The organism is Nocardia altamirensis NBRC 108246, from assembly GCF_001612685.1.
GTDB lineage: Bacteria > Actinomycetota > Actinomycetes > Mycobacteriales > Mycobacteriaceae > Nocardia > Nocardia altamirensis.
Genome location: NZ_BDAY01000086.1, coordinates 1 through 20,952 on the forward strand (window position 1 = coordinate 1; position 20,952 = coordinate 20,952).

26 protein-coding genes are annotated in these 20,952 nt (G+C 67.8%); 22 read left to right on the plus strand and 4 right to left on the minus strand.

Translation table 11 applies throughout. From position 1 onward, the window contains the following. Positions 1-71: 71 nt before the first annotated feature. The 5 genes from scpB to NA11_RS35180 all read left to right on the plus strand — a co-directional run bounded on the left by scpB (position 72) and on the right by NA11_RS35180 (position 5,432). Positions 72-767 (plus strand): SMC-Scp complex subunit ScpB, encoded by a 696-nt coding sequence (gene scpB, locus NA11_RS35160; RefSeq protein WP_084655326.1) that lies wholly within the window; start codon positions 72-74, stop codon positions 765-767. A 9-nt stretch (positions 768-776) separates the two neighbouring features. Next, the gene (locus NA11_RS45960; protein ID WP_084655322.1) at positions 777-2,147 is read left to right on the plus strand and encodes a pseudouridine synthase; all 1,371 of its coding nucleotides are present in this window, start codon (positions 777-779) and stop codon (positions 2,145-2,147) included. Beyond that, a complete protein-coding gene (cmk, locus tag NA11_RS35170) occupies positions 2,147-2,890 on the plus strand; it encodes a (d)CMP kinase (RefSeq protein WP_069166392.1) in 744 nt (247 codons plus the stop codon). The genes NA11_RS45960 and cmk overlap by 1 nt, the downstream gene beginning before the upstream one ends. Beyond that, positions 2,887-4,305, plus strand: a complete 1,419-nt coding sequence (gene der / locus NA11_RS35175; protein ID WP_069166393.1) for a ribosome biogenesis GTPase Der — start codon at positions 2,887-2,889, stop codon at positions 4,303-4,305. Before cmk ends, der begins: the two co-directional genes overlap by 4 nt. Positions 4,306-4,685: 380 nt before the next feature. Next, positions 4,686-5,432, plus strand: coding sequence for an acyl-[acyl-carrier-protein] thioesterase (locus tag NA11_RS35180; protein WP_069166394.1), 747 nt, complete (start codon positions 4,686-4,688; stop codon positions 5,430-5,432). A 4-nt stretch (positions 5,433-5,436) separates the two neighbouring features. Here the strand turns inward: NA11_RS35180 and NA11_RS35185 are convergent, their stop codons facing one another. Continuing rightward, positions 5,437-6,906, minus strand: coding sequence for a mannitol dehydrogenase family protein (locus NA11_RS35185; RefSeq protein ID WP_069166417.1), 1,470 nt, complete (start codon positions 6,904-6,906; stop codon positions 5,437-5,439). A gap of 130 nt (positions 6,907-7,036) precedes the next feature. Here NA11_RS35185 and NA11_RS35190 point away from each other — a divergent pair, with 130 nt between their 5' ends. The 6 genes from NA11_RS35190 (at position 7,037) to NA11_RS35215 (ending at position 13,541) form a co-directional block, all read left to right on the plus strand. Beyond that, entirely contained in the window at positions 7,037-8,038 is a 1,002-nt protein-coding gene (locus tag NA11_RS35190; protein WP_069166395.1) for a sugar-binding transcriptional regulator, read from the plus strand. Beyond that, positions 8,025-9,386, plus strand: coding sequence for an ABC transporter substrate-binding protein (locus NA11_RS35195; protein WP_069166396.1), 1,362 nt, complete (start codon positions 8,025-8,027; stop codon positions 9,384-9,386). The genes NA11_RS35190 and NA11_RS35195 overlap by 14 nt, the downstream gene beginning before the upstream one ends. Positions 9,387-9,388: 2 nt before the next feature. After that, positions 9,389-10,357, plus strand: a complete 969-nt coding sequence (locus tag NA11_RS35200; protein ID WP_069166397.1) for a carbohydrate ABC transporter permease — start codon at positions 9,389-9,391, stop codon at positions 10,355-10,357. A 74-nt stretch (positions 10,358-10,431) separates the two neighbouring features. Then, positions 10,432-11,226, plus strand: coding sequence for a carbohydrate ABC transporter permease (locus NA11_RS35205; protein ID WP_439957131.1), 795 nt, complete (start codon positions 10,432-10,434; stop codon positions 11,224-11,226). A gap of 10 nt (positions 11,227-11,236) precedes the next feature. Beyond that, entirely contained in the window at positions 11,237-12,382 is a 1,146-nt protein-coding gene (locus tag NA11_RS35210) for an ABC transporter ATP-binding protein (protein WP_069166399.1), read from the plus strand. Between the two features lie 67 nt (positions 12,383-12,449). Next, the gene (locus tag NA11_RS35215; protein WP_069166400.1) at positions 12,450-13,541 is read left to right on the plus strand and encodes an amidohydrolase family protein; all 1,092 of its coding nucleotides are present in this window, start codon (positions 12,450-12,452) and stop codon (positions 13,539-13,541) included. 129 nt (positions 13,542-13,670) lie between these two features. Here NA11_RS35215 and NA11_RS35220 read toward each other — a convergent pair whose 3' ends face one another. Then, the gene (locus tag NA11_RS35220; protein WP_084655323.1) at positions 13,671-14,423 is read right to left on the minus strand and encodes an IclR family transcriptional regulator; all 753 of its coding nucleotides are present in this window, start codon (positions 14,421-14,423) and stop codon (positions 13,671-13,673) included. A gap of 302 nt (positions 14,424-14,725) precedes the next feature. On the opposite strand from NA11_RS35220, the gene NA11_RS35225 reads away from it, so the two are divergent. Then, positions 14,726-15,547, plus strand: a complete 822-nt coding sequence (locus tag NA11_RS35225) for a hypothetical protein (protein WP_069166401.1) — start codon at positions 14,726-14,728, stop codon at positions 15,545-15,547. Between the two features lie 114 nt (positions 15,548-15,661). Here NA11_RS35225 and NA11_RS35230 read toward each other — a convergent pair whose 3' ends face one another. After that, positions 15,662-15,853 carry a hypothetical protein gene (locus NA11_RS35230; RefSeq protein ID WP_069166402.1) on the minus strand — a complete coding sequence of 64 codons (192 nt, stop codon included), beginning with the start codon at positions 15,851-15,853 and terminating at the stop codon, positions 15,662-15,664. 65 nt (positions 15,854-15,918) lie between these two features. Then, the gene (locus tag NA11_RS35235; protein WP_069166419.1) at positions 15,919-16,125 is read right to left on the minus strand and encodes a CsbD family protein; all 207 of its coding nucleotides are present in this window, start codon (positions 16,123-16,125) and stop codon (positions 15,919-15,921) included. Between the two features lie 168 nt (positions 16,126-16,293). Here NA11_RS35235 and NA11_RS35240 point away from each other — a divergent pair, with 168 nt between their 5' ends. The 10 genes from NA11_RS35240 (at position 16,294) to NA11_RS35285 (ending at position 20,951) form a co-directional block, all read left to right on the plus strand. Then, the gene (locus NA11_RS35240) at positions 16,294-16,860 is read left to right on the plus strand and encodes an RNA polymerase sigma factor (protein WP_245746420.1); all 567 of its coding nucleotides are present in this window, start codon (positions 16,294-16,296) and stop codon (positions 16,858-16,860) included. Continuing rightward, positions 16,851-17,453: an Asp23/Gls24 family envelope stress response protein gene (locus NA11_RS35245; RefSeq protein ID WP_069166404.1), complete on the plus strand. Its 603-nt coding sequence runs from the start codon at positions 16,851-16,853 to the stop codon at positions 17,451-17,453. Before NA11_RS35240 ends, NA11_RS35245 begins: the two co-directional genes overlap by 10 nt. Then, on the plus strand, positions 17,453-17,830 hold the full coding sequence (locus NA11_RS35250) for an Asp23/Gls24 family envelope stress response protein (RefSeq protein ID WP_069166405.1): 378 nt from the start codon (positions 17,453-17,455) through the stop codon (positions 17,828-17,830). The genes NA11_RS35245 and NA11_RS35250 overlap by 1 nt, the downstream gene beginning before the upstream one ends. Continuing rightward, on the plus strand, positions 17,827-18,141 hold the full coding sequence (locus NA11_RS35255; RefSeq protein WP_069166406.1) for a hypothetical protein: 315 nt from the start codon (positions 17,827-17,829) through the stop codon (positions 18,139-18,141). The genes NA11_RS35250 and NA11_RS35255 overlap by 4 nt, the downstream gene beginning before the upstream one ends. 91 nt (positions 18,142-18,232) lie before the next feature. Beyond that, the gene (locus NA11_RS35260) at positions 18,233-18,712 is read left to right on the plus strand and encodes an Asp23/Gls24 family envelope stress response protein (RefSeq protein ID WP_069166407.1); all 480 of its coding nucleotides are present in this window, start codon (positions 18,233-18,235) and stop codon (positions 18,710-18,712) included. Then, positions 18,713-18,901, plus strand: a complete 189-nt coding sequence (locus NA11_RS35265; protein ID WP_069166408.1) for a hypothetical protein — start codon at positions 18,713-18,715, stop codon at positions 18,899-18,901. Continuing rightward, positions 18,898-19,221 carry an Asp23/Gls24 family envelope stress response protein gene (locus NA11_RS35270; RefSeq protein WP_069166409.1) on the plus strand — a complete coding sequence of 108 codons (324 nt, stop codon included), beginning with the start codon at positions 18,898-18,900 and terminating at the stop codon, positions 19,219-19,221. Before NA11_RS35265 ends, NA11_RS35270 begins: the two co-directional genes overlap by 4 nt. Continuing rightward, positions 19,218-19,757, plus strand: coding sequence for a DUF6286 domain-containing protein (locus tag NA11_RS35275; protein ID WP_069166410.1), 540 nt, complete (start codon positions 19,218-19,220; stop codon positions 19,755-19,757). The genes NA11_RS35270 and NA11_RS35275 overlap by 4 nt, the downstream gene beginning before the upstream one ends. Continuing rightward, the gene (locus NA11_RS35280) at positions 19,754-20,329 is read left to right on the plus strand and encodes a hypothetical protein (RefSeq protein WP_069166411.1); all 576 of its coding nucleotides are present in this window, start codon (positions 19,754-19,756) and stop codon (positions 20,327-20,329) included. Before NA11_RS35275 ends, NA11_RS35280 begins: the two co-directional genes overlap by 4 nt. 253 nt (positions 20,330-20,582) lie before the next feature. Then, positions 20,583-20,951, plus strand: coding sequence for an STAS domain-containing protein (locus NA11_RS35285; protein WP_084655325.1), 369 nt, complete (start codon positions 20,583-20,585; stop codon positions 20,949-20,951). Position 20,952: the final 1 nt, after the last annotated feature.

Consider the following 20,952-nt stretch of genomic DNA (forward strand, 5'->3'; position numbering starts at 1 on the left):
CCGACACAGCCGATGCCCCGTCTGCCGCCGACTCGGCCGATGCCCCGTCTGCCGATGACTCGGCCGACGTTCTGGCTGCCGCTGCCGAATCAACCGACTCATCCGACGTTGCCGACGACACAGTGTCGGAGTTCACCCCGGAGCGTCTCGAGGACGACGAGTTCCGCTCCGCGCTGGAGGCGATGTTGCTCGTGGTGGACGCTCCGGCCCCGGTAGAGCAGCTGGCGGCGGCCCTCGACGACACCACCGAGCGGGTGGACGGAGTGTTGCGGGAGTTGTCCGCTGAGCTGTCCGCGCGGGGTAGCGGGATCGATCTGCGTTTCGTGGGGGACGGGTGGCGCTTCTATACTCGCAGCGAGTACGCGCCATATGTGGAACGGGTGCTGCTCGATGGCGCCCGCACCAAGTTGACGCGGGCGGCGTTGGAAACGCTGGCGGTGGTGGCATACCGTCAGCCGGTGACCCGGACCAGGGTCAGCGCGGTGCGCGGTGTGAATGTCGACGGGGTGATGCGCACGCTGCTGGCCAGGGGCTTGCTCGCCGAGGCAGGCGTCGACCCGGAAACCAACGGGACGATGTACGTCACGACCGAGTTGTTCCTGGAACGGATCGGCCTCGCGTCGCTGACCGACCTGCCGCCACTGGCGCCGCTGCTCCCCGGCGTCGACCTGATCGATGAGATCAACGAGAGCCTGGATACGGACCCCCGTTACACCAGGCTGAAGAAACCCGCCGAGGCCGATTTGGATCTCGGAACCGAAGAATGACGGGACAAAATGAATACGCCCGCTCGCCGAGATGGCACACCGGATCGTAGGAAACGCAGCGACCAGCCCGTCAGGGGTGGCGCAGCCCGAGACGCAGGCACCCGTGGTGCGGCTCGAGGAACAGAACGCGGCGCTTCGCGCGGCGACTACCGCGGGTCCGCTCAGGGCAGTGCCCAGCGCGGCACGCAGAGCGCGCCCGGCTATCGAGGCAGCGCCTCGTCAGCCACCCCGCGCGGCGCCGCCTACCGCGGAAACTCGCAGGACGGCAACGCTTATCGCGGCGACGCTCGCGCCGGCTCGCGCAACGCTGATGCGCAGGGCGGCAACGCTTATCGCGGTCGCACCGAAGGCGACTCCTACCGCGGCCGCACCGACGCCGCCAAGGGCGGCACTGCTCAGCGCGGAAACTCGCAGGGCGGCAACACTTCTCGCGCCACCGGTCGCGGTCCGGCGCAAGGCGCGACCCAGTGGGGCGCCGGCGGCATCCCGCAGCGCCGCGCCACCCAGCCTGCGCCGACCGGCAAGAAGAAGAATCCCAAGCCGCAGCGCCAGACCACCTCGGCACCGCACCTCAGCAACGCCAAGCCTGCCAAGCGTCAGCACACCGAGCCTGCCGTTTCGGAAGGCCACGTCAAGATGCCGTGGGGCGAGGGCGAGCGTTTGCAGAAGGTCCTCGCCAAGGCCGGGGTGGCGTCTCGTCGCGCCGCCGAGGAGATGATCGCCCAGGGCCGCGTCGAGGTCGACGGCGCCATCGTCGTCGAGCAGGGCCTGCGCATCGATCCGCAGGTCGCTGTCGTTCGCGTGGACGGCACCCGAGTGATGGTGCGCGAAGAACTGGTGCATGTGGTGCTGAACAAGCCGAAGGGCTGGCAGTCCACCATGTCCGACGATCTCGGCCGCCCCTGTGTCGGCGATATCGTCGCCGAGCGCATCGCGGCGGGCCAGCGCCTGTTCCATGTCGGACGTCTCGACGCCGACACCGAGGGCCTGCTGCTGCTCACCAACGACGGTGATCTCGCGCACCGGCTCATGCACCCGTCCTTCCAGGTGTCCAAGACCTATCTCGCGACGGTGAACGGCGAGGTGCACAAGTCGATCGGCAAGAAGCTCAAGGACGGCATCGAACTCGAAGACGGTCCCGCGAAGGTCGACAGCTTCCAGGTGCTCGAATTGGGCGAGGGACGTTCCTTGGTGAAACTGGTGTTGCACGAAGGGCGTAAGCACATCGTGCGCAGGCTGCTCGACGCGGTCGGCCATCCGGTGAACCGGTTGGTGCGCACGAATATCGGTCCGGTCGCACTCGGCGACCAGCGCCCTGGCACGTTGCGCGTGCTCGGTCGCTCGGAAATCGGCAAACTCTACGAGGCGGTGTCGTTGTGATGGGTGTGGAGATTCCGGTCGAGGCCCCGCGTCTGCTGTCGGGGACGAGTCCGCTCGTCGTCGCGATGGACGGCCCGTCCGGTACCGGTAAGTCCAGCGTCTCGCGCCGTCTCGCCACCCGGCTCGGCGCCCGCTATCTCGATACCGGCGCCATGTATCGGGTGGCGACGCTGCGCGTGCTGCGGGCAGGTGTCGAGCTGACCGATGCGGCCGCCATCGGTGCCGCGGTCAAGGAGCTGCCGCTGTCCATCGGCACCGATCCGCGGCGTGAGGTGATCCAGCTCGACGGCGAGGACGTGTCCTCGGAGATCCGTGGCGACGCGGTCACCAAGGCCGTGTCCGCGGTCTCCGCGGTGCCCGAGGTCCGTGATCTGCTCGTCGCACTGCAACGCGAGCTCACCAGTGCCGCAGAGCGAATCGTGGTCGAGGGTCGCGATATCGGCACCGTGGTGCTGACCGACGCGGACGCCAAGATCTACCTGACCGCTTCGGCCGAGGCCCGCGCGCACCGGCGCAACCAGCAGAACATCGCCGAAGGCCGCGGCGACGACTACGAGGCCGTGCTCGCCGACGTGCAGCGTCGCGACACCCTCGATTCCACCCGCAAGGTGTCCCCACTGCGTCCGGCCGACGACGCAGTGCTGGTCGACACCAGCGACCTGAACATGGATGAGGTCATCGACGAGCTGTATCGCGTTGTCGCGCAGCAGATCTCGACGAGTAGGCCGGGAGGCGCGCAATGACGGAAGACGTAATGGCCGGCGACGGCATCTGGAGTGACGAAACCGAGTGGGAGCTCGTCGATTTCGACAGCGAGTTCGACGGTGACGAGCAGCTGGCGATGCCGACGCTCGCCGTGGTCGGCAGGCCGAATGTCGGCAAGTCGACCTTGGTGAACCGCATCATCGGCCGCCGTGAGGCCGTGGTCGAGGATATTCCCGGGGTGACCCGCGACCGAATTTCCTACGAGGCCAACTGGTCCGGTCGTCGCTTCCTCGTGCAGGACACCGGCGGCTGGGAGCCAGACGCCAAGGGTCTGCAGCAGTCGGTGGCCAGGCAGGCCGAGGTGGCCATGGAGACCGCGGACGCGATCCTGCTCGTGGTCGACGCCGTGGTCGGCGCCACTGCCACCGACGAGGCGGCGGTGCGCAAGCTGCGCCGCTCCAAGATCCCGGTCATCTTGGTGGCCAACAAGGTTGACGACGAGCGCGTCGAATCCGAGGCTGCCGCACTGTGGTCGCTCGGTCTCGGCGAGCCGAGGATGGTCAGCGCCGCGCACGGCCGCGGCACCGGCGATCTGCTCGACGACGTGCTCGCGGTGCTGCCGGAGACTCCGCGCGAGGGCACCGGTGGGACGGGCCCGCGCCGCGTTGCCCTGGTCGGCAAGCCCAATGTGGGCAAGTCGAGCCTGTTGAACAAGCTGGCCGGCGACGAGCGCTCGGTGGTGCACGATGTCGCGGGCACCACCGTCGATCCGGTCGACTCGCTCGTCCAATTGGGCGGCAAGATCTGGAAATTCGTCGATACGGCCGGTTTGCGGCGCAAGGTCTCCCATGCCAGCGGCACCGAGTTCTATGCCTCGCTGCGCACCAAGGCGGCGCTGGAGGCGTCCGAGGTCGCGATCATGCTGGTCGATGCCGCCGAGCCGATCACCGAGCAGGATCTGCGGGTGATCAGCATGGTGGCCGACTCCGGTCGCGCGCTGGTGCTTGCCTTCAACAAGTGGGACCTGGTCGACGAGGATCGCCGGCTGCAGCTGGACCGTGAGGTCGACCGGGATCTGGTCCGGGTGCCGTGGGCGCAGCGGGTGAACATCTCCGCGCACACCGGCCGCGCGGTGCAGAAGTTGGTGCCCGCCATGGAAACTGCGCTCGAATCGTGGGACAAGCGCATTTCCACCGGCCGCCTGAACAACTGGCTCAAGGAGGTCGTCGCGGCGACGCCGCCGCCGATGCGTGGCGGGCGACTGCCGCGCGTCATGTTCGCGACCCAGGCGTCGACCCGTCCGCCGACGTTCGTCTTGTTCACCACCGGATTCCTGGAGGCGGGCTACCGCCGGTTCCTGGAGCGCAGGCTCCGTGAGGAATTCAACTTCGACGGCTCGCCGGTGCGTATCTCGGTGCGCGTCAGGGAGAAGCGGGAACGCAACAAGAAGTAGGTCGAGGACCAACGCACGAGCCCCGGGCTGCGATCGAGCATCGCCGCCCGGGGCTTTTCGTGCGGGCTCCGGATGCCACCCGACGGGGCTGAGGTACGGCATCGTCCCGCCGACCAGCTCGGCGCCGAACGGCGCGCCGGTCAACGTTTCGAGCACGGCGGTCGACGGTGCTCGATCGCCGAGCAGCATTGCCAGGGAATTGCTGGAGCAGTACGGTCCTGCGCCGATATATGCGTCTATCGGCCCAGGCAACGGCCTCACACGGTGTCAGAGTCAACCCGTCGAGTGATCCACGTCGCGCCTCCGGCGAAGTGTGTGTTGCACAACACTCTGACCGTGCCGCCGTGCGTCGGGCGGGGCCGACCTGGCAGTATCCGCACATGGTCATTCCCAGCGTGCTGCCGGAACGTCCGATCACCGTGACCCCCTTCGAAACCGGGTGGCCGGTGCGCCTCGCCGACACCGACGGCAACCAACGCCTTCGGCTCGACGCCATTGCCCGCTACCTGCAGGACATCGGGTTCGAACACCTCGACGCGGTGCCGGACGGCGATACGCACCGCGGCTGGGTGGTGCGCCGCACCGTGATCGACGTGCTGAAGCCGATCCAGTTCGGCGAGCGGGTCACCCTGCGCCGCTGGTGTTCCGGCTTGTCCACCCGCTGGTGCAACATGCGGGTGCAGATCTGCGGGAGCAGCGGCGGCCTCATCGAGACCGAGGCCTTCATCATCCATTTCGGCACCGAATCCGGCGTGCCCGCGCGGATGAGCGACCGCTTCCTGGAGCCGATGCTTGCCCACACGACCGAGCATCGGCTGCGCTGGAAGGCCGCCTTGAGCGATCCGCCGCCGGCCGACGGCGACGTGCGGCCCTTCCCGTTGCGGGTCACCGACATCGACATGCTCGATCACGTCAACAACGCGGTCTACCTGAGCGGTGTCGAGGAGGTGCTGGCCGACCACACCGACCTCGAGTCGGGTCCGCATCGTGCCGTCATCGAGTACGCGAAACCGTTGCGCACCGGTGACAGCGTGCACCTGGTCGCCACGCGGAGTGGCTCGGCGCTCGATATTTGGTTCACCGTCGCTGACGAACCCCACGCCGTCGCCCGGATCACGCCGCTCTGAGCGGTCAGCCGGCCAGTTTCGCCACCGTGGCGCGAGCCCCGTTGGCATACAACGAATCCAGCGTTGCGACGTAGGCGCGCACGAAACGCGGTTCGTCGATGAGATCGCCGAATACCGAACGGTCACTGAGGAATGCGGTGCGATCCTCGCGCTGGCGACGCGCCAGCGGGGTGAGGCGCGCGTGCAGCCGGTCGACGATGTCGATCGGCTGGCCCTGCTCATCGATGCCTTCGGCATAGCGGGCCCAGCTGGCGACAATTGCTGCCGCACAGGTGATCTCGCCGTCGTCGGCGAGCCGGTTGCGGATCACCGGCAGCACCCATTTCGGTATCCGGTCCGATGATTCCGCGCACAGCCGCGCCACGGTGTCGCCGATCGCCGGGTTGGCGAAGCGTTCGATGAGCGTCTGCTTGTACTGATCGAGATCGACGCCGGGCACCGGCAGCAGCGTCGGTGTCGCCTCGCTGTCCATGTACCGCAACAGGAATCGGCGAAACGCCGGATCCTGTGCCGCGTCGTGCACCAGTCGATACCCGCTGAGGTACCCGAAGTAGGCCAGCGCCTGGTGGCTCGCGTTCAGCAGCCGCAGCTTCATCAGCTCGTAGGGCGCCACGTCCGCGACCAGCTGCACGCCGACCGCGCCGTAGTCGGGGCGGCCGAGGGTGAACGAATCCTCCAGCACCCATTGGGTGAACGGCTCGGTGACCACCGGCCACCGGTCGACCACCCCGTAGCGCCGCTCGACCTCGGCCGCGGCACTCGGCGGCGTAACCGGCGTGATTCGATCCACCATCGAGTTCGGGAAGCACACCTCCTGTGCGACCCACTCGCCGAGATCGGGATTGCGCAGCCGGGCGAACGTGCCGAACGTGGTGCGCGCCACGTGACCGTTCCCTTCGATGTTGTCGCACGACAGCACCGTGAACGGTGCGATGCCGCGTGCTCTGCGCCGGGCCAGGCCTTCGATGATCAGGCCGAAGATGGTGGCGGGCACCGCATTCGGCGCGAGGTCGGCCTGGATCGCCGGATCGTCGGGGTCGAACGCGCCGGTGGTCGCCGAGAAGTGGTACCCGCCTTCGGTGACCGTGAGCGAAACGATGCGGGTGGCCGGGTCGGCGAGCTTGGCCAGCACCGCCTCGGGATCATCTGGCGCGTACAGGTATTCGACGATCGAGCCGATCACCCGCGTGGTCCACGAGCCGTCCGGCGCGAGGACGGACAGCGTGTACAGATCGTCCTGCGCCCGCAGCGCGTCCCGCATCCGCTGGTCGGCAGGCAGCACGCCGACCCCGCAGATGCCCCACTCCCTGGCGTCGCCCGCGCTGAGCAGCCGGTCGAGGTACATCGCCTGATGTGCCCGATGAAACCCGCCGACCCCGAAATGCACGATGCCGGTGCTGATTCCGGTTCGGTCGTAGGCCGGTGTCGCGATGCGGGAGTCGAGCTCCCGCAGGGTAGCGGCGCGCAGCGGCAGAGCTGTGTCCCAAGTCATGCTCACCCCACAAATGTTGTGTACGTCACAAATCGGATGCTACCCTCTATGAGCAGTAGATCACACGCTGAGCAGATGCTCAGACACTGCCTGGACTCGATGAGGAGGCCATGTGGCCACCGTCCCATCCCGGCCGAGCGCCTCGGATGACGTCAGGCTCGCGTTGCGGGCCGCGCAGCTGTATCACCTCGAGGGCGCCACGCAAGCCGAAATCGCGGCCAAACTGGGTGTTTCGCGGCCGACCGCGGGCAGGCTCATCGCACGGGCCCGCGCGCAGGGATTGGTGCGCATCGAGATCAGCGTCCCCGACGACCTGCGCGCGACCGTGCACACCGACGTCGAGTCGGAGCTGGAGGCCGCGTTCGGACTGACCGAGGCCGTCGTGCTCGGCGAGATACCCGACGGCTCGCCCTCCGGTCTGGTGCCGCTGGCCCGCGCGGCCGTCGGCGTGCTGGCCCGCAGGCTGCAACCCGACGACACACTCGGATTCACCTGGGGCCCGGAGACCATCGCCGTCGCACACGAACTGGGCACGAAGTCCGCGCGCTGCGCCACTGTCGTGCAGCTCGACGGATCGATGACCTCGATCGACTACCAAACCGGTGTCGACTACACCCTCGGCCGCTGCGCCACTGTCCTGCAGGCCACCCCGGTCCGGCTGCTCGCCCCGCTCTACGCCGATTCCGCGACCGTCACCGCGCTGGCCCAGGATTCGGTGCTCGGCCGCGCGATGGCACTCGGCCGCGCCGCCGACGTGATGATGTTCGGCGTCGGCACGGTCTCCACCGCGACCACGCTGTTCGAGGGCAGCTACCTCGACACCGCGATCCTCGACGAACTGCACGGCCTCGGCGCGGTCGGCGAGATCGGCGGCCGGTTCTTCCACGCCGACGGCAGCGACGTCGCGGGATCGCTTGCCGCACGCACCGTTTCGGTCGGTCTCGACGCCGTGCGCGCCTGCCGCTCGACCGTGCTGATCTCCGGCGGTGCGGCCAAACATCACGCCACGCTCGGCGCACTGCGCGGCGGGCTGGCCAAGATCCTCGTCACCGACCTCGAATGCGCGCGGTGGCTGCTGGAACAGAAGGAGGGCGCGGCCGATGAGCAGGCATAGCCCCAGAAGAAAACGCACACTGGCACTGGCCGTTTCGGCTGTCCTCGCCGCGGGCGGCTGCGCGGGCGCAGGCACCTTCACCTCCGGTGGCGGCGATCCGGTCACCATCGCCATCGTGTCCAACTCGCAGATGCGCGACGCGATCACGCTGTCGAGCGAGTTCGAGCGCGAAAACCCGGGCACCACCCTGAAGTTCGTCTCACTGTCGGAGAACGAGGCCCGCGCCAAGATCACCGCATCGGTCGCGACCGGCGGCGGTGAATTCGACGTGGTCATGATCAGCAACTACGAGACGCCGCAGTGGGCCGAGAACGGTTGGCTGACCGACCTGTCCGCCTACGCACGGAACACCCCTGGCTACGACGAGCAGGATTTCATCCCGTCGCTGCGAAAGTCGTTGTCCTATCAGGGCGCGATGTACTCGGTGCCGTTCTACGGCGAGTCGTCGTTCCTGATGTACCGCAAGGACCTGCTCGAACAGGCCGGGCTCACCATGCCTGCCGAGCCGACCTGGGACCAGGTGGCCGCCGCCGCGGCGAAACTCGACGACCCGGCGGGCGGGCGCTCCGGCATCTGCCTGCGCGGCAAGCCGGGCTGGGGCGAATCCCTCGCCCCGCTCAACACGGTGATCAACACCTTCGGTGGGCGCTGGTTCGACGAGAACTGGCACGCTCAGCTCACCAGCCCCGAAGTTGTTCGGGCCGTAGAGTTCTACGTCGACCTGGTGCGCACGCACGGCCAGCCCGGCGCGGCAACCAGCGGCTTCGGCGAATGCGCAACGCAACTCGCCCAGGGCAACACCGCGATGTGGTACGACGCGACCTCCGCCGTCTCGGTGCTCGAGGATCCTGCATCGAGCAAGGTGGTCGGCAAGATCGGCTACGCGCTCGCCCCGGTGCGCGAGAAGCCGAACTCCGGGTGGCTCTACACCTGGTCGCTCGGCATCCCGAAGACCAGCGACAAGCCCGACGCCGCATGGAAATTCGTCTCGTGGATGACCGGCAAGCCCTACATCAGGATGGTCGGCGAGCGACTCGGCTGGTCGCATGTGCCGCCGGGCAGCCGCCAGTCCACCTATCAGATCCCCGAATATCGGGAGGCATCGAAGGCGTACGGGCCGCTCACGTTGTCGGCGATGGAGGGCGTCGACCCGGAACACCCAGGGACACGGCCGGTTCCGTACACCGGCATCCAGTTCCTCACCATTCCGGAGTTCCAGGATCTCGGTACCAGGGTGAGCCAGCAGATCAGCGCGGCGGTGGCGGGCCGGATCAGCGTCCGCGCCGCACTCGACCAGGCTCAGCAGTACGCCGAGGTGGTCGGTCGGTCGTATCGAGAGAGCCAGTAGTCATGTCTGAAACCACCACCGCGCGCGCCACTCACGCCGCACCGGACGCCGCGCCGCCGCGAAACCTCGTCTCTCGCCGGGATCGGATCTCCCGTGCCGAAGGCTGGCGCCGCCGGGGTCCGCTGCTGCCCGCGCTGATCTTCATGCTCGTGGTCACCCAGTTGCCGTTCGTGTTCACGCTGTACTACTCGACGCAGTCGTGGAACCTGGTCCGGCCGGGCTCGCGACATTTCACCGGTCTGCAGAACTACGCGGATGTGTTCCGGGACAGCCAGTTCCGGCAGGTCGCGCTCAACACGGTGATCATGATCGTCGGCACCGTCATCATCTCGGTGATCCTCGGACTGCTGCTCGCGTTGCTGCTGGATCGGGCGTTCTTCGGGCGCGGCGTGGTGCGCACCCTGCTGATCACGCCGTTCCTGGTGACTCCCGTTGCGGCAGCGTTGATCTGGAAGACGACCATGCTCGACCCGGTCTTCGGCCTGGTCAACTTCGTGCTGAAACCGTTCGGCGTCGGCCAGATCGACTGGGTGAGTAAATATCCGCTGCCCGCGGTGATGGCCGACCTGGTGTGGCAGTGGACCCCGTTCATGATGTTGCTGATCCTGGCCGGGCTGCAGTCGATGCCGCGCGACATCGTCGAGGCCGCGCGGGTCGACGGCGCCACCTCGTTCGCCGTGTTCCGTGAGCTCACGCTGCCGCATCTGCGCCGCTTCATCGAACTCGGGGCCGTGCTCGGCGCCATCTACCTGGTGAACACCTTCGACGCGGTGTACATGATGACCTCGGGCGGGCCCGGCATCGCGAGTTCCAACCTGCCCTTCTACATCTATCAGCGCGCCTTCCTCGGCTTCGACATCGGCCAGGCGGCCGCGATGGGTGTGGTCACCGTCATCGCCACCACCATCGTCGCGACCTTGGCGTTGCGCCTGCTGTTCAAGTCGTTCACCGGAAAAGAGGAGGCGGCATGACTTCCCCTGCCCGCGTCGGGAAACCCACTGTGGCGGAAGGTGTTCCGGTGCGCAAGCGCCGCAACCGGACCGGCATGGTCTGGAGTGCGCTGGCCTGGGTGGTCGGCATCGGCTTCTTCTTCCCGGTGCTGTGGATGGTGCTGACGGCGTTCAAACAGGAGGGCGACGCCTACACCGACCCGCCGAAGCTGATCTTCACCCCGACCCTCGACCAGTTCTCGGCGGTCCTGGACAGCGGCATCGGCACCACCTTGCTGAATTCCACCTTCGCCACCGCGATGTCGACGATTCTGGTGCTGCTGCTCGGCCTGCCCGCCGCGTTCGCGCTCTCGCTGCGGCCGGTGCGGCGCACCCAGGACGCGCTGTTCTTCTTCATCGGCACCAAGATGTTGCCGGTGGTCGCGGCGATCGTCCCGCTGTACGTGATCGTCGGCGATATCGGCCTGCTGGACAACATTTGGGCGCTCGTCATCCTCTACACCGCGATGAATCTGCCGATCGCGGTCTGGATGATGCGCTCGTTCTTCCTCGAGGTGCCGAGTGAACTGCTCGAGGCAGCGAGCATGGACGGTGCGGGTCTGTTGACCGCGGTGCGCGAGGTGATCCTGCCGCTCGTCTCGCCTGGCATCGCCGCCACCGCATTGATCTGCGTCATCTTCTCGTGGAACGAATTCTTCTTCGCGGTCAACCTGACTGCCGTTCAGGCACAGACGATTCCGGTGTTCCTGGTCGGCTTCATCACGGGGGAGGGCCTGTACTGGGCCCGGTTGTCGGCGGCAGCGGTGCTCACCGCGCTGCCCGTTGTCCTTGCCGGGTGGATCGCGCAGAACAAGCTGGTGCGCGGTCTCTCGTTCGGCGCCATCAAGTAAGGAAAGATCCATGGCCACCATCAGTTACGACTCGGCGTCTTGCGTATATCCCGGTGCGGACACCCTCGCCGTCGACTCGCTCGACTTGGACATCGCCGACGGCGAATTCATCGTCCTGGTCGGGCCTTCCGGCTCGGGGAAGTCAACGGCGCTGCGCATGCTCGCCGGCTTGGAGGAGATCGATGCCGGATCGATCCGCATCGACGGCGCGGACATGCTCGGTGTGCCGTCCAAGGATCGCGACATCGCCATGGTCTTCCAGAACTATGCGCTCTATCCGAACAAGACCGTCGGCGAGAACATGGGTTTCGCGCTCAAGATGCTCAAAGTGCCGCTGGCCGAACGCAAGCAGCGGGTCGCCGAGGCCGCGGAGCTGCTCGGCCTCACGCCGTACCTCGACCGTAAACCCGCGAAACTGTCCGGAGGCCAACGGCAACGGGTCGCGATGGGCCGCGCGATCGTGCGGGAGCCGCGCGTGTTCTGCATGGACGAGCCGCTGAGCAATCTCGACGCCAAGCTGCGGGTGCAGACCCGCACCCAGATCGCCGCGCTGCAGCGCAGGCTCGGCACCACCACGGTGTACGTCACCCACGATCAGGTCGAGGCGATGACCATGGGCGATCGCGTCGCGGTGCTGCGCGACGGCAGGCTGCAGCAGTTCAGCACGCCCGCCGAGCTCTACGACCGGCCTGCCACCGCGTTCGTCGCCGGTTTCATCGGCTCGCCGTCGATGAACCTGCTCACGGTCCCGATCGTCGCGGGCGGCGTCGAGATCGGCGGCAGCACAGTGGAACTGCCGCGGGACCGGATCACCGCGCTGGCCGAGGCGGGCCTGGACACCGTGACCGTCGGCATCCGCCCCGAGCAGCTCGCACTGCGCCCACTCGCGCAGGCGGCTCCCGTCTCGGAGCGCCGCGACGGCGCCGGTTTCACCGTCACCGTCGAACTGATCGAGGAGCTCGGCAGCGAGTCCTACGTCTACGCCAGGATTCCCGGCACCCAGGTCACCGGCCTCGACGGCGAAGCGTTCACCTTCGTCGCGCGCTCGGGGATGCGGGCACCGGCCAAACTGGCCGAGTCGATCAACCTGGAGGTCACGAATCCAGGCACAGTCCACTTGTTCCACCCGGTGACCGGTGCCCGAATCGCCGATTAGGCGTTACCGTGCTCTGGCGGGACGCAACCGCCCCGCTTCGGCATGACAACCGCACCGGAGGCTTTGCGTGACTGTCGACTCCCCAGCGGCCGGTAAAACCGCCCTGCACAACGTTCGCGTCTTCGACGGCTACGGCCTGACCCAGCCGACGACGGTGGTGATCGACGGCGCCGTGCTCGGCACCGATCCAGGCGGCGCCGAACCGGTCGACGCGCGCGGCGCGATCCTGCTGCCCGGTTTCATCGACGCCCACGTGCACCTGTCCGGTCCGGAGTCGCTCGACGCGTTCGCCGCGCACGGCGTGACCACCGCGCTGGACATGGCCACCTGGCCTGCGGAACAACTCACCGGACTGCGTAACCGCCAGGGCACCACCGACATTCGCAGCGCGGGCCCGCCGATCATCGGCGCGGGCGGCATGCACGCCAAGATGCCCGGCCTGGCCGAGGCCGCCGTCATCCGCGGGCCAGAGGAGGCCGAGGCGATGGTCGCCGAGCGCGTCGCGACAGGCGCGGACTATCTCAAGCTCGTGCTCGAGGCGCCGGGTGACGGCGGCCCCGACGAGGCGACCGCCAAGGCGGTGGTGGCGGCCGCGCATGCCATGAACCGCCGAATCGTCGCGCACGCAGCATCTTTGGGCGCGTACGCCCTCGCGTTGGATGTCGGCGTCGACTTCGTCACGCACGTACCGGGAGACGGGCAACTCCCGGCTGAGAACGTCCGCCGGATGTCCGCCGAGGGCCGCGTCGCCATCCCCACCCTGGTCATGATGCAAGGCATCGCAACGGCTTTGGGCCGCCTCGGGTTCGCCGACTGCCTGGCCACCGTCGCGTCGCTGCACAGCCGCGGTGTCCCGATCCTGGCGGGCACCGACGCCAACAGCACACCGGGCGCACCGTTTCAGCCGCAACACGGCGCCTCCCTGCATCGCGAACTGGAGTTGCTCGTCACCGCGGGCCTACCCCCGGCGGAGGCACTGCGCGCCGCCACCATCCTGCCCGCCGAGCATTTCGGCCTCACCGATCGCGGCGTCATCGCGCCGGGCAAACGCGCCGATCTCGTGCTCCTCGACGGCAATCCGCTCGCCGACATCCGCGCTACCCGCCGCATCACCACCGTCTGGTGTGCGGGCACACCGATCACCCCATCCGGTCGGTAACACACGACCTCGTCTACGTGTCATGTCAGATTTCACGCGTCTCAACCGCTCGCGCCGCACGCACCAGGTACGCGAAAACGCGAACGGCGCCTGAGTAGTCCGCTACTCAGACGCCGTTCGGGGTGCTCTTCAGAGTGACATAGCTCCGTGTGAGCGCAGGAGCCTGGTGAGATTCGCGCTCACCACTCCGGCCGCACGCAACACCGCTTCCGCCAACGCCGGGATGCGTTGCAGCTCGCTCAGCGTCCCCGCCAGCGCGGCGACCACCTCACCGGAGGGCCCACGCACCGGCGCCGCGACGCACGCCAACCCGAAGCGACTCATGTCGGTGTCGAAGGCAAGCCCGCGTTCACGCACCAGGGTGACCTGCCGATTCCACTCGCGCAACGAGAACCCCTCCGGCGCGGTGGTGGTCGGGTGGCCGATCGCGAGCACCTGCTCGGCCGCGGTGCCCGAGGGCAGCAGCACCCCGGCGCGCAGCGGGAAGATCTCATCGATCTCGCGCCCGATCCCGCCGATGAGCATCGTGTTTCCCCGGTCGGTGACCGACAGGCTGAACCCGCCGCGATCCGAGGCCGCCGTCAGTTGTCCGAGCGGTCGTGCCGACGCCGCCCGCAACAGTCGGGCAGGCTGCCAGGTCTGGCCGAGTCGATAGACCCGGGGACCGATCTGATACCGCCCGCTCCGCCGTTGGACCGCCCCCTCGACGACCAACTGATTGAGCAGCCGATATGCGGTTGCTTTCGGTAGTCCGGCGTCCGACGCCAGCTCGGTCAATCCCTTCTCATCACCGTGCGCGAGTACCTCCAATAGGGCGAACGCCCCTTCGAGCACACCACGGCCCCCCATGGCCGACGCCTTCTCCATCGTCGCTTCGCTCACTCTCTGTCCTCCCATGCAGATAACGCAACGAACCGAGCACGTGCGTTGTTTATCGCTCGTGGTCCAACAAATGGAACGCCCGGTTCGCTCATTCGACCGACACCTTCCTCCGAGCGGTGGACCAGCGACAACATGGGTCCGTCGCGCCGAATCGGCGAGGGGAGTTCCTGTACATCGAAGAGTCTTCATCCACCGCCCTTCACCCGCGTTTCATCGACGTCTCATGGGCGTGCGGTGCTGCGCTCGGCGCGACGGAAACGACTCGGGGGAAATTTCGGGCAAACGAAATCGAGGGAGATCAGATGGTCGACAGTCTTTTCGCGGACGTGTCATATTTTCAGGTGCCGGTAGACGATTCCTATCCGTTCGGAATCCTGAGTTTCCGTTCCAACGACGGCGACTTTCGCGATCCGAACTTCGCCGCGAATTACGCATGGGCATGTCAGGCCGTAGATTCCGGCCGGTTGGCATGTTTCATCGTCTACTTCTACTCGCGGCCGAACTGGCTGGAGACCGTCAACGTGCATCGCGAGATGGTGGAACGGGCCGGTGGCCCACACCGGCGCATGATCACCATGATCGACCTCGAGTCCGGCGGGAATCCGCGGGGCAACCAGTCCGACGGCATCAACGGAGCGTACTGGCAGCTAACCGACTGGCTCGGTGACCGACGTCGCGTGATCGGCTATGCGAACCAGGGCGATTTCTTCGACATGTGGCCCGAACGCCCGGACGGACTGCGCATGGTCGGGGCCGGATACGGCCGCAACCCGAACCTGCCCGGCCAGATCGCGCACCAGTACACCGACGGCCAGGGCTACGGCGGTGGCCTGCCCGAGGGCTGCCCGCCGTTCGGCGATTGCGACATGAACATCGCCTACGCCATGTCGCCCCAGGATTTCGCCGCGGCGTGCGGCGTCGGAATAGAGGAGGAATTCATGTCCGCACTGAACGAGTTCGAGCAGCGCGAGCTGCTGGACAAGACCCGCGATATCTGGATCCAGCTGCGCGGGCCGGAGGGCGAGGGCTGGCCCCAGCTCGGCAAGAATGAGCACGGCAAGAACCGCACCCCCGTCGATGCGCTCGCGGCGATCGACGACGCGCTGGAAGACCAGCGGAAGTAAAGCGTGCCAACGCTACGGTGCCGGTGACGTGATCCGTCACCGGCACCGTGTTCTCTCGTCGCAGCCGAATCAGCAGGCGCCCTCGGCAATTGGGCCGCGGCGAATGACTGCCCCTCAAGCCTGGCGCGGCAGGATCGTCAGGACGAGTGCGAGCCCGGCCACGATGCTGACGCCCGCGACGGTCGTTGCGGCGACGGATGCGGTGAGCGCCGCGACCCCGATGATCAGTGCCAGGCAGGTGGCGGCGGCCAGCCACGCGGTGCCGTGTTCGACACCGGCGATTCTGGCCGGTTGGTGATTCGTCATTGCAGTATCTCCTTCGCGCCGGGGCGGCGTGCGGTCATCGAGACGCGCACGCCGCACGAGCCGGGCTACTTGCTGAACGCCCGCTTCGCCTTGTCCACCGCGTCACCGATGGCGTCCTTGACGTCGTCCACCGCGCCCTTGATCCCGGCTTCGGCCTGATCGGCCTTGCCCTCGGCCCGCAGCTCGTCGTCACCGGTCGCGGTACCGGCGGCTTCCTTGGCCTTGCCGGAGAACTCGTCGACCTTGTTGCCGATCTTGTCGCTGAGAGACATCGAAACCTCCGCTGTGTCGTCGGCGCATCCGGTCGGATGCACACGTTGTAAGGACACGGCGGCCACGGGAAGGGCACGCAGCAACCGCTGAGACAACGGTCACGTCATACTGAACGTGACGGTTTCCGATCCCCGGTGTCTATCCAGATGAGCGGTGGAGGAGGTGCTGTGACCACACAAGAAGCGGTTGCCGAGACCGCGCCGGACGATGCGACCCTGGTGAGCAGGGCGCGTGACGGCGACATGAGGGCCTATGAACAGCTAGTGCTGCGCTATCAGGCAAGGATGTTCCGGCTCGCGGTCAAGATGCTCGCCGATCGCGCGGATGCCGAGGATGTGGTCCAGGAGGTGTTTCTCGGTGCGTGGCGCCGACTACCTCAGCTCAACGACGACGCCGCCTTTGTCGGCTGGCTGTATCGCATGACGACCAACCGATGTTTGAACGTGATCCGGGGCCGCCGCCCGACGGTCGAGGTCGATCCCGAGATCACCGAATCGCCACGCTCGGACACCCAGCCCGAGCATGCCGTGCAGGTGAGCACCCAATTGGCCGCGTTGACCGCGGCGCTGCAACTGCTCACGCCCGAACAACGCGCCTGCTGGCTGCTGCGCGAAGTGCACGGGCTGTCCTACGAGGAGATCGGCGACATCGTCGAGGTGAACACGACGGCGGTGCGCGGCCGAATTGCCCGAGCACGAGCTCATTTGTCCGAGGTGATGAATCCATGGCGGTGAACGGCACGACAGAACAGGACTACCAGCTGCCCTGCGGCCGCGAGATCGAACAGGTCTGGGATCGCCTCGACGCCGTCGAGGCGGGACTCGGCGACGAACACGAGAAGACCTGCCCGCACTGCCGCTCCGCCAGGGACAGCCTGCTTGCCCTGCGGGACGCGACCAAGGAGCTGATCGACGAACCTGACCCGGCGCCGCCCGATCTGACCAGCCGGATCATGTCCGCGGTCCGCGCCGAGGCCAGGCGTGGCCGGACATTGCGACTGCCGACCCCCGCGCCTGGCACCGTCGAAGTCAGCGAGCAGGCCATCGCCGCGGTGCTGCGCTATGCCGCGGATTCGGTGCCCGGCGTCCGCGCCAGGCACTGCCGGGTACGCAGCGTCGGCATGGGCATGGACGGGGAGAACCGGGTCGAGGTCGAGATGTCGGTCGCGATCGGATTCGGGCACACCACGATCGGCGAAGCGCTGCCGATCGTGCGGGAACGGGTCATGGCGGCACTCGACGCGCAGACCGGATTGGAGCTGGCGACGCTGGATTTGGTGGTCGCCGATGTCTACGACACCGACCGCACCACGGGAGACGCCTGCTGATGACAACTGAAGCCATCTCCGAGGTGGTGATCGAGGCCCCGGTCATCGCCGCGGTGGCCGCACAGGCCGCGCGCGCGACGCCGGGGGTGGTGCGGCTGGAACCCGGTGTGCGCGGACTGGTCTCGACGCTCGTGCGGGCAGGCAAGCAGCGCTTGACCAATGTGGATCCGGCCGCATCGGAGGGCGTCCGGGTGCGCAAGAACGCAGCGGGGGAGCTGAGTGTGCAGGTGGATGTGGTGATTTCGGCCGCCCGCGCGGCGGCGGTGGTCGGTCATGCAGTGCAACAGGAGGTTTCGCGGGTGGTGTTCGAGCAGACCGGGCAGCAGGTCGACGAGGTGTCGGTGTCCATTCTCGATATCGAGCCGGAGCGGCGGTGAGTGCTGTCGACGTCACCGCCGCGATCCTCGAGGCGCTGGACGCGATCGACGGTATCCGCCCCGCCACCTCGCTCGGTGTCGAGAGCGCGTCCTGGTTTCCATGGGACGCACGAGGATTCGCGGTCGACCTGCGATCAGGCCTGGTCGAAGTGCGGGTCGCCGCCGCGGCACTGCCGTTGGCGCCACTGGTCGAAAAGGCAACGGCCGCCGTCCGTGCCGCGTTGGCCGGGACCGAATGGGCCGACGCCCGCCTGCGACTGGTGGTCGTCGAACTCGACGCCGTCGCTTTCGGCGGCGAGGGGGTTACCTGACTCACCCCATCCGGTCCGTGACGATGTGCCCCGACCGGGTGTCCATCTATCAGATATCCGCTGTACCCCAAGGGAAACCAGGAGGAAGCCGATGAACGCGACGACCACCACGGAGAAGACGACCGACACCAAAACCCAGCCGAAGAACGGGACCGCGGCGGTCGACAAGGACAGCAAGCTGGCCAGCGATCAGGGCACCACCACGATCGCCGATATCGTCGTGCAGAAGGTGGCCGGGCTCGCCGCCCGCGAGGTGCGTGGCGTGCACGATCTCGGCGGCGGCGCGGCCAGGGCGTTCGGCGCCATCCGGGACCGCATCCCCGGCGCGTCCGCCAGTATCGGCCAAGGGGTTTCGGTCGAGGTCGGCGAGACCCAGGCCGCCGTCGACCTGGAATTGGTCGTCGAATACGGCGTCGCCATCGCCGAATTGGCACGTGCGGTGCGCCGCAACGTAATTACCGCGATCGAGCAGATGACCGGGCTGGTGGTGGTCGAGGTGAACATCAACGTCAACGACGTCTACATCCCGGGCGAAGACGACGAACCGGCGCCGAGTAGCCGGGTGCAGTAAATGAACGCCACAGCGATTTGCCTCGCGATCGGCATCGCCCTCGGATTCGCGGGCGCCTTCGGCGGATTCGGCGCGTTCACCATCGTGCTGCTGTTCGCGGTGCTCGGCCTGGTGGTCGGCCGATGGCTCGACGGTGAGCTCGACCTGGCCGGACTGCTGCAGTCGGCGCAGCGCAGGGGCAGGCGATGACCGCCGTCGTCGCGGTCGACTATCCCGGCGTCACCACGGTCGCGCCGCGCGCGGTCCGGCGGATCGTGGCGCAGGCGGCCCGCGAGGTGGCCGGCGTCGGCGCCGATGTGCACGTCGACGCCCGGATGTTCGCGGACCGGGCCGCACTGGAGGTCCGGCTGCCGATCACCTATCCGGCGCCGGTCGATCGGGTGGCCGACGCGTGCCGCGCACATCTGGTCCGCCGCACCGGCGAGCTGACCGGGCTCGCGGTCACCGCGGTCGACATCGTGGTGACCGAGCTGACCACGGAAACCGTTGCGGGCAGGAGGATCCGATGAAACGCAGGCCGCGCCGGGTGCTTCCGGCGATCGTGGTCGCGGTGCTCGTCCTCGCGCTGTGCGTCGCGGTGGCGGTGTCGCTGATCCAGCGTTTGGTCGGGGCACACGAGTTCCTCGCCTACGACACCGTTGCGACTGACCTACACGGCATGACCTGGAACGAAGTGCCGGTGCTCGGCGTCGGAATCGCCGCGATGGTGCTCGGTTTCGCGTTGCTCGGCCTCGCGCTGTGGCCGGGCAAGCCCGCCGTGCTTCCGCTCGCCGCCGACGACGGGCTGATCGCAGGGGTCACCCGCGGTGGCCTTCGCACGGCACTGCGCAGCACCGCGCGCTCGGTGGACGGTGTCGGGTCGGCTCGAATCCGGCTGCGGCGCAACGCGGTCAAGGTGTCGGCGCGCACCGATCGGACCGGCGCCGACGGCATGCCCGAGGCGATCTGCGACACGCTGACCCGCCGCGTGCAGGAGATCAGCCCGCAGCCCGTCCGCCACGTGCGCGCGAAGCTGCACGGCCCGAAGACGGGACAGGCCTCATGAGTCGGGTGAACCGTCCCGCCGGACTGAACCGGACCGTGCTCGGACTGACCGGGCTGCTGCTGTTCGCAGCAGGCGGACTTGCCGTTGCCGCGCACTACGGGCGACTGCGGTGGGTCCACGCTGGCGACACCGTGGTTCCCGGCACCGCGGCGCCGCCGACCTGGGTGCTGGTGGTCGCGGTCGCGATCGCCTTGCTGATCGGCCTGCTATGCCTGCGCTGGCTGCTGGCCCAGGTGTTCCGGATGCCGAAATCGCGCACCTGGCGCACCGGCGGCAGCGAAGTCGCGGGGACAACCGTGCTGGAGTCGTCCACCGCCGCCGCGCCGGTGGCCGCCGATATCGAGAGCTACCCCGGCGTGCGCTCCGCGGCCGCCTGGTTGTCGGGCGAGCGCACCGCGCCCGAACTACACCTGGTTGTCACCGCCGAACCGAGTGCCGATATCGCCGACCTGCGTCGTCGCATCCTCGGCCACGCCGTGCCCCGCCTGCGCGAGGCCTTGGCCGTCGATGCCATTCCGGTGACCCTCGAACTCGATTTCGCCGAGGACCGTCGGCCGGCCCGCGTGCGCTGAGCCGGACCCGCCGTGCGGAGGCGGAGGCGGCGATGGTCGGCGGCCTACGGTAGTTTGTCGCGATGGAGAATCTCCGCGCCGGCTCGAGCGAAACGTGGCCGGATTCGAGCAGGCACTGCTCGGATGTGCGGCGAAGTCGACGCGTCGGAGGTAGCGAAGTGGCGATGCCAGGCAACCGGTTTGGTGGAGCGGGCTCGGTTCGACCGAGCCCTGAGTTGGCAGTGAATGGCATCGGCGCTCGGGCGGGTGCCCGATGAGCGCGGACGGGAAGGCGAGGGCGTTGGAGGCCGAAGTGCGCTCGGTGGACGCCACCCGCATCCTGTCCATCACCGGCGAGATCGACATGGCATCGGCCCCGCAGTTCCAGGCCGCGGTGGAGCAAGCAGCACAGGATCGGCCGGAAGTTCTCGTGGTCGACCTGTCTCAGGTGGAGTTCTTCGGTTCCGCAGGCCTGAGCGTGCTGCTCGTCGCTGCGGAGTCGGTGCCTGCGGGCAGCCTGCGCGTGGTGGCGTCGCCACCGGTGCGGCGGCCGATCGAAGTGACCGGCTTGGACAAGCTGCTCACCGTATTCAACAGCCTGGCAGACGCACTCGCGGTCGAGGAGCCGCGCAGGCCTGCCTGAT

Excerpts from the sequence above, each read along its gene's own strand:
- NA11_RS35250 (WP_069166405.1), top strand. The coding sequence starts at position 17,453 with ATGACAACTGAAGCCATCTCCGAGGTGGTGATCGAGGCCCCGGTCATC.
- NA11_RS35230 (WP_069166402.1), bottom strand. The coding sequence starts at position 15,853 with ATGACGAATCACCAACCGGCCAGAATCGCCGGTGTCGAACACGGCACC.
- NA11_RS35225 (WP_069166401.1), top strand. The coding sequence starts at position 14,726 with ATGGTCGACAGTCTTTTCGCGGACGTGTCATATTTTCAGGTGCCGGTA.
- NA11_RS45960 (WP_084655322.1), top strand. The coding sequence starts at position 777 with ATGAATACGCCCGCTCGCCGAGATGGCACACCGGATCGTAGGAAACGC.
- NA11_RS35205 (WP_439957131.1), top strand. The coding sequence starts at position 10,432 with ATGGTCTGGAGTGCGCTGGCCTGGGTGGTCGGCATCGGCTTCTTCTTC.
- NA11_RS35260 (WP_069166407.1), top strand. The coding sequence starts at position 18,233 with ATGAACGCGACGACCACCACGGAGAAGACGACCGACACCAAAACCCAG.
- NA11_RS35200 (WP_069166397.1), top strand. The coding sequence starts at position 9,389 with ATGTCTGAAACCACCACCGCGCGCGCCACTCACGCCGCACCGGACGCC.
- NA11_RS35235 (WP_069166419.1), bottom strand. The coding sequence starts at position 16,125 with ATGTCTCTCAGCGACAAGATCGGCAACAAGGTCGACGAGTTCTCCGGC.
- NA11_RS35180 (WP_069166394.1), top strand. The coding sequence starts at position 4,686 with ATGGTCATTCCCAGCGTGCTGCCGGAACGTCCGATCACCGTGACCCCC.
- cmk (WP_069166392.1), top strand. The coding sequence starts at position 2,147 with ATGGGTGTGGAGATTCCGGTCGAGGCCCCGCGTCTGCTGTCGGGGACG.
- NA11_RS35270 (WP_069166409.1), top strand. The coding sequence starts at position 18,898 with ATGACCGCCGTCGTCGCGGTCGACTATCCCGGCGTCACCACGGTCGCG.
- NA11_RS35265 (WP_069166408.1), top strand. The coding sequence starts at position 18,713 with ATGAACGCCACAGCGATTTGCCTCGCGATCGGCATCGCCCTCGGATTC.
- NA11_RS35280 (WP_069166411.1), top strand. The coding sequence starts at position 19,754 with ATGAGTCGGGTGAACCGTCCCGCCGGACTGAACCGGACCGTGCTCGGA.
- der (WP_069166393.1), top strand. The coding sequence starts at position 2,887 with ATGACGGAAGACGTAATGGCCGGCGACGGCATCTGGAGTGACGAAACC.
- NA11_RS35210 (WP_069166399.1), top strand. The coding sequence starts at position 11,237 with ATGGCCACCATCAGTTACGACTCGGCGTCTTGCGTATATCCCGGTGCG.
- NA11_RS35195 (WP_069166396.1), top strand. The coding sequence starts at position 8,025 with ATGAGCAGGCATAGCCCCAGAAGAAAACGCACACTGGCACTGGCCGTT.
- NA11_RS35275 (WP_069166410.1), top strand. The coding sequence starts at position 19,218 with ATGAAACGCAGGCCGCGCCGGGTGCTTCCGGCGATCGTGGTCGCGGTG.
- NA11_RS35285 (WP_084655325.1), top strand. The coding sequence starts at position 20,583 with ATGAGCGCGGACGGGAAGGCGAGGGCGTTGGAGGCCGAAGTGCGCTCG.
- NA11_RS35245 (WP_069166404.1), top strand. The coding sequence starts at position 16,851 with ATGGCGGTGAACGGCACGACAGAACAGGACTACCAGCTGCCCTGCGGC.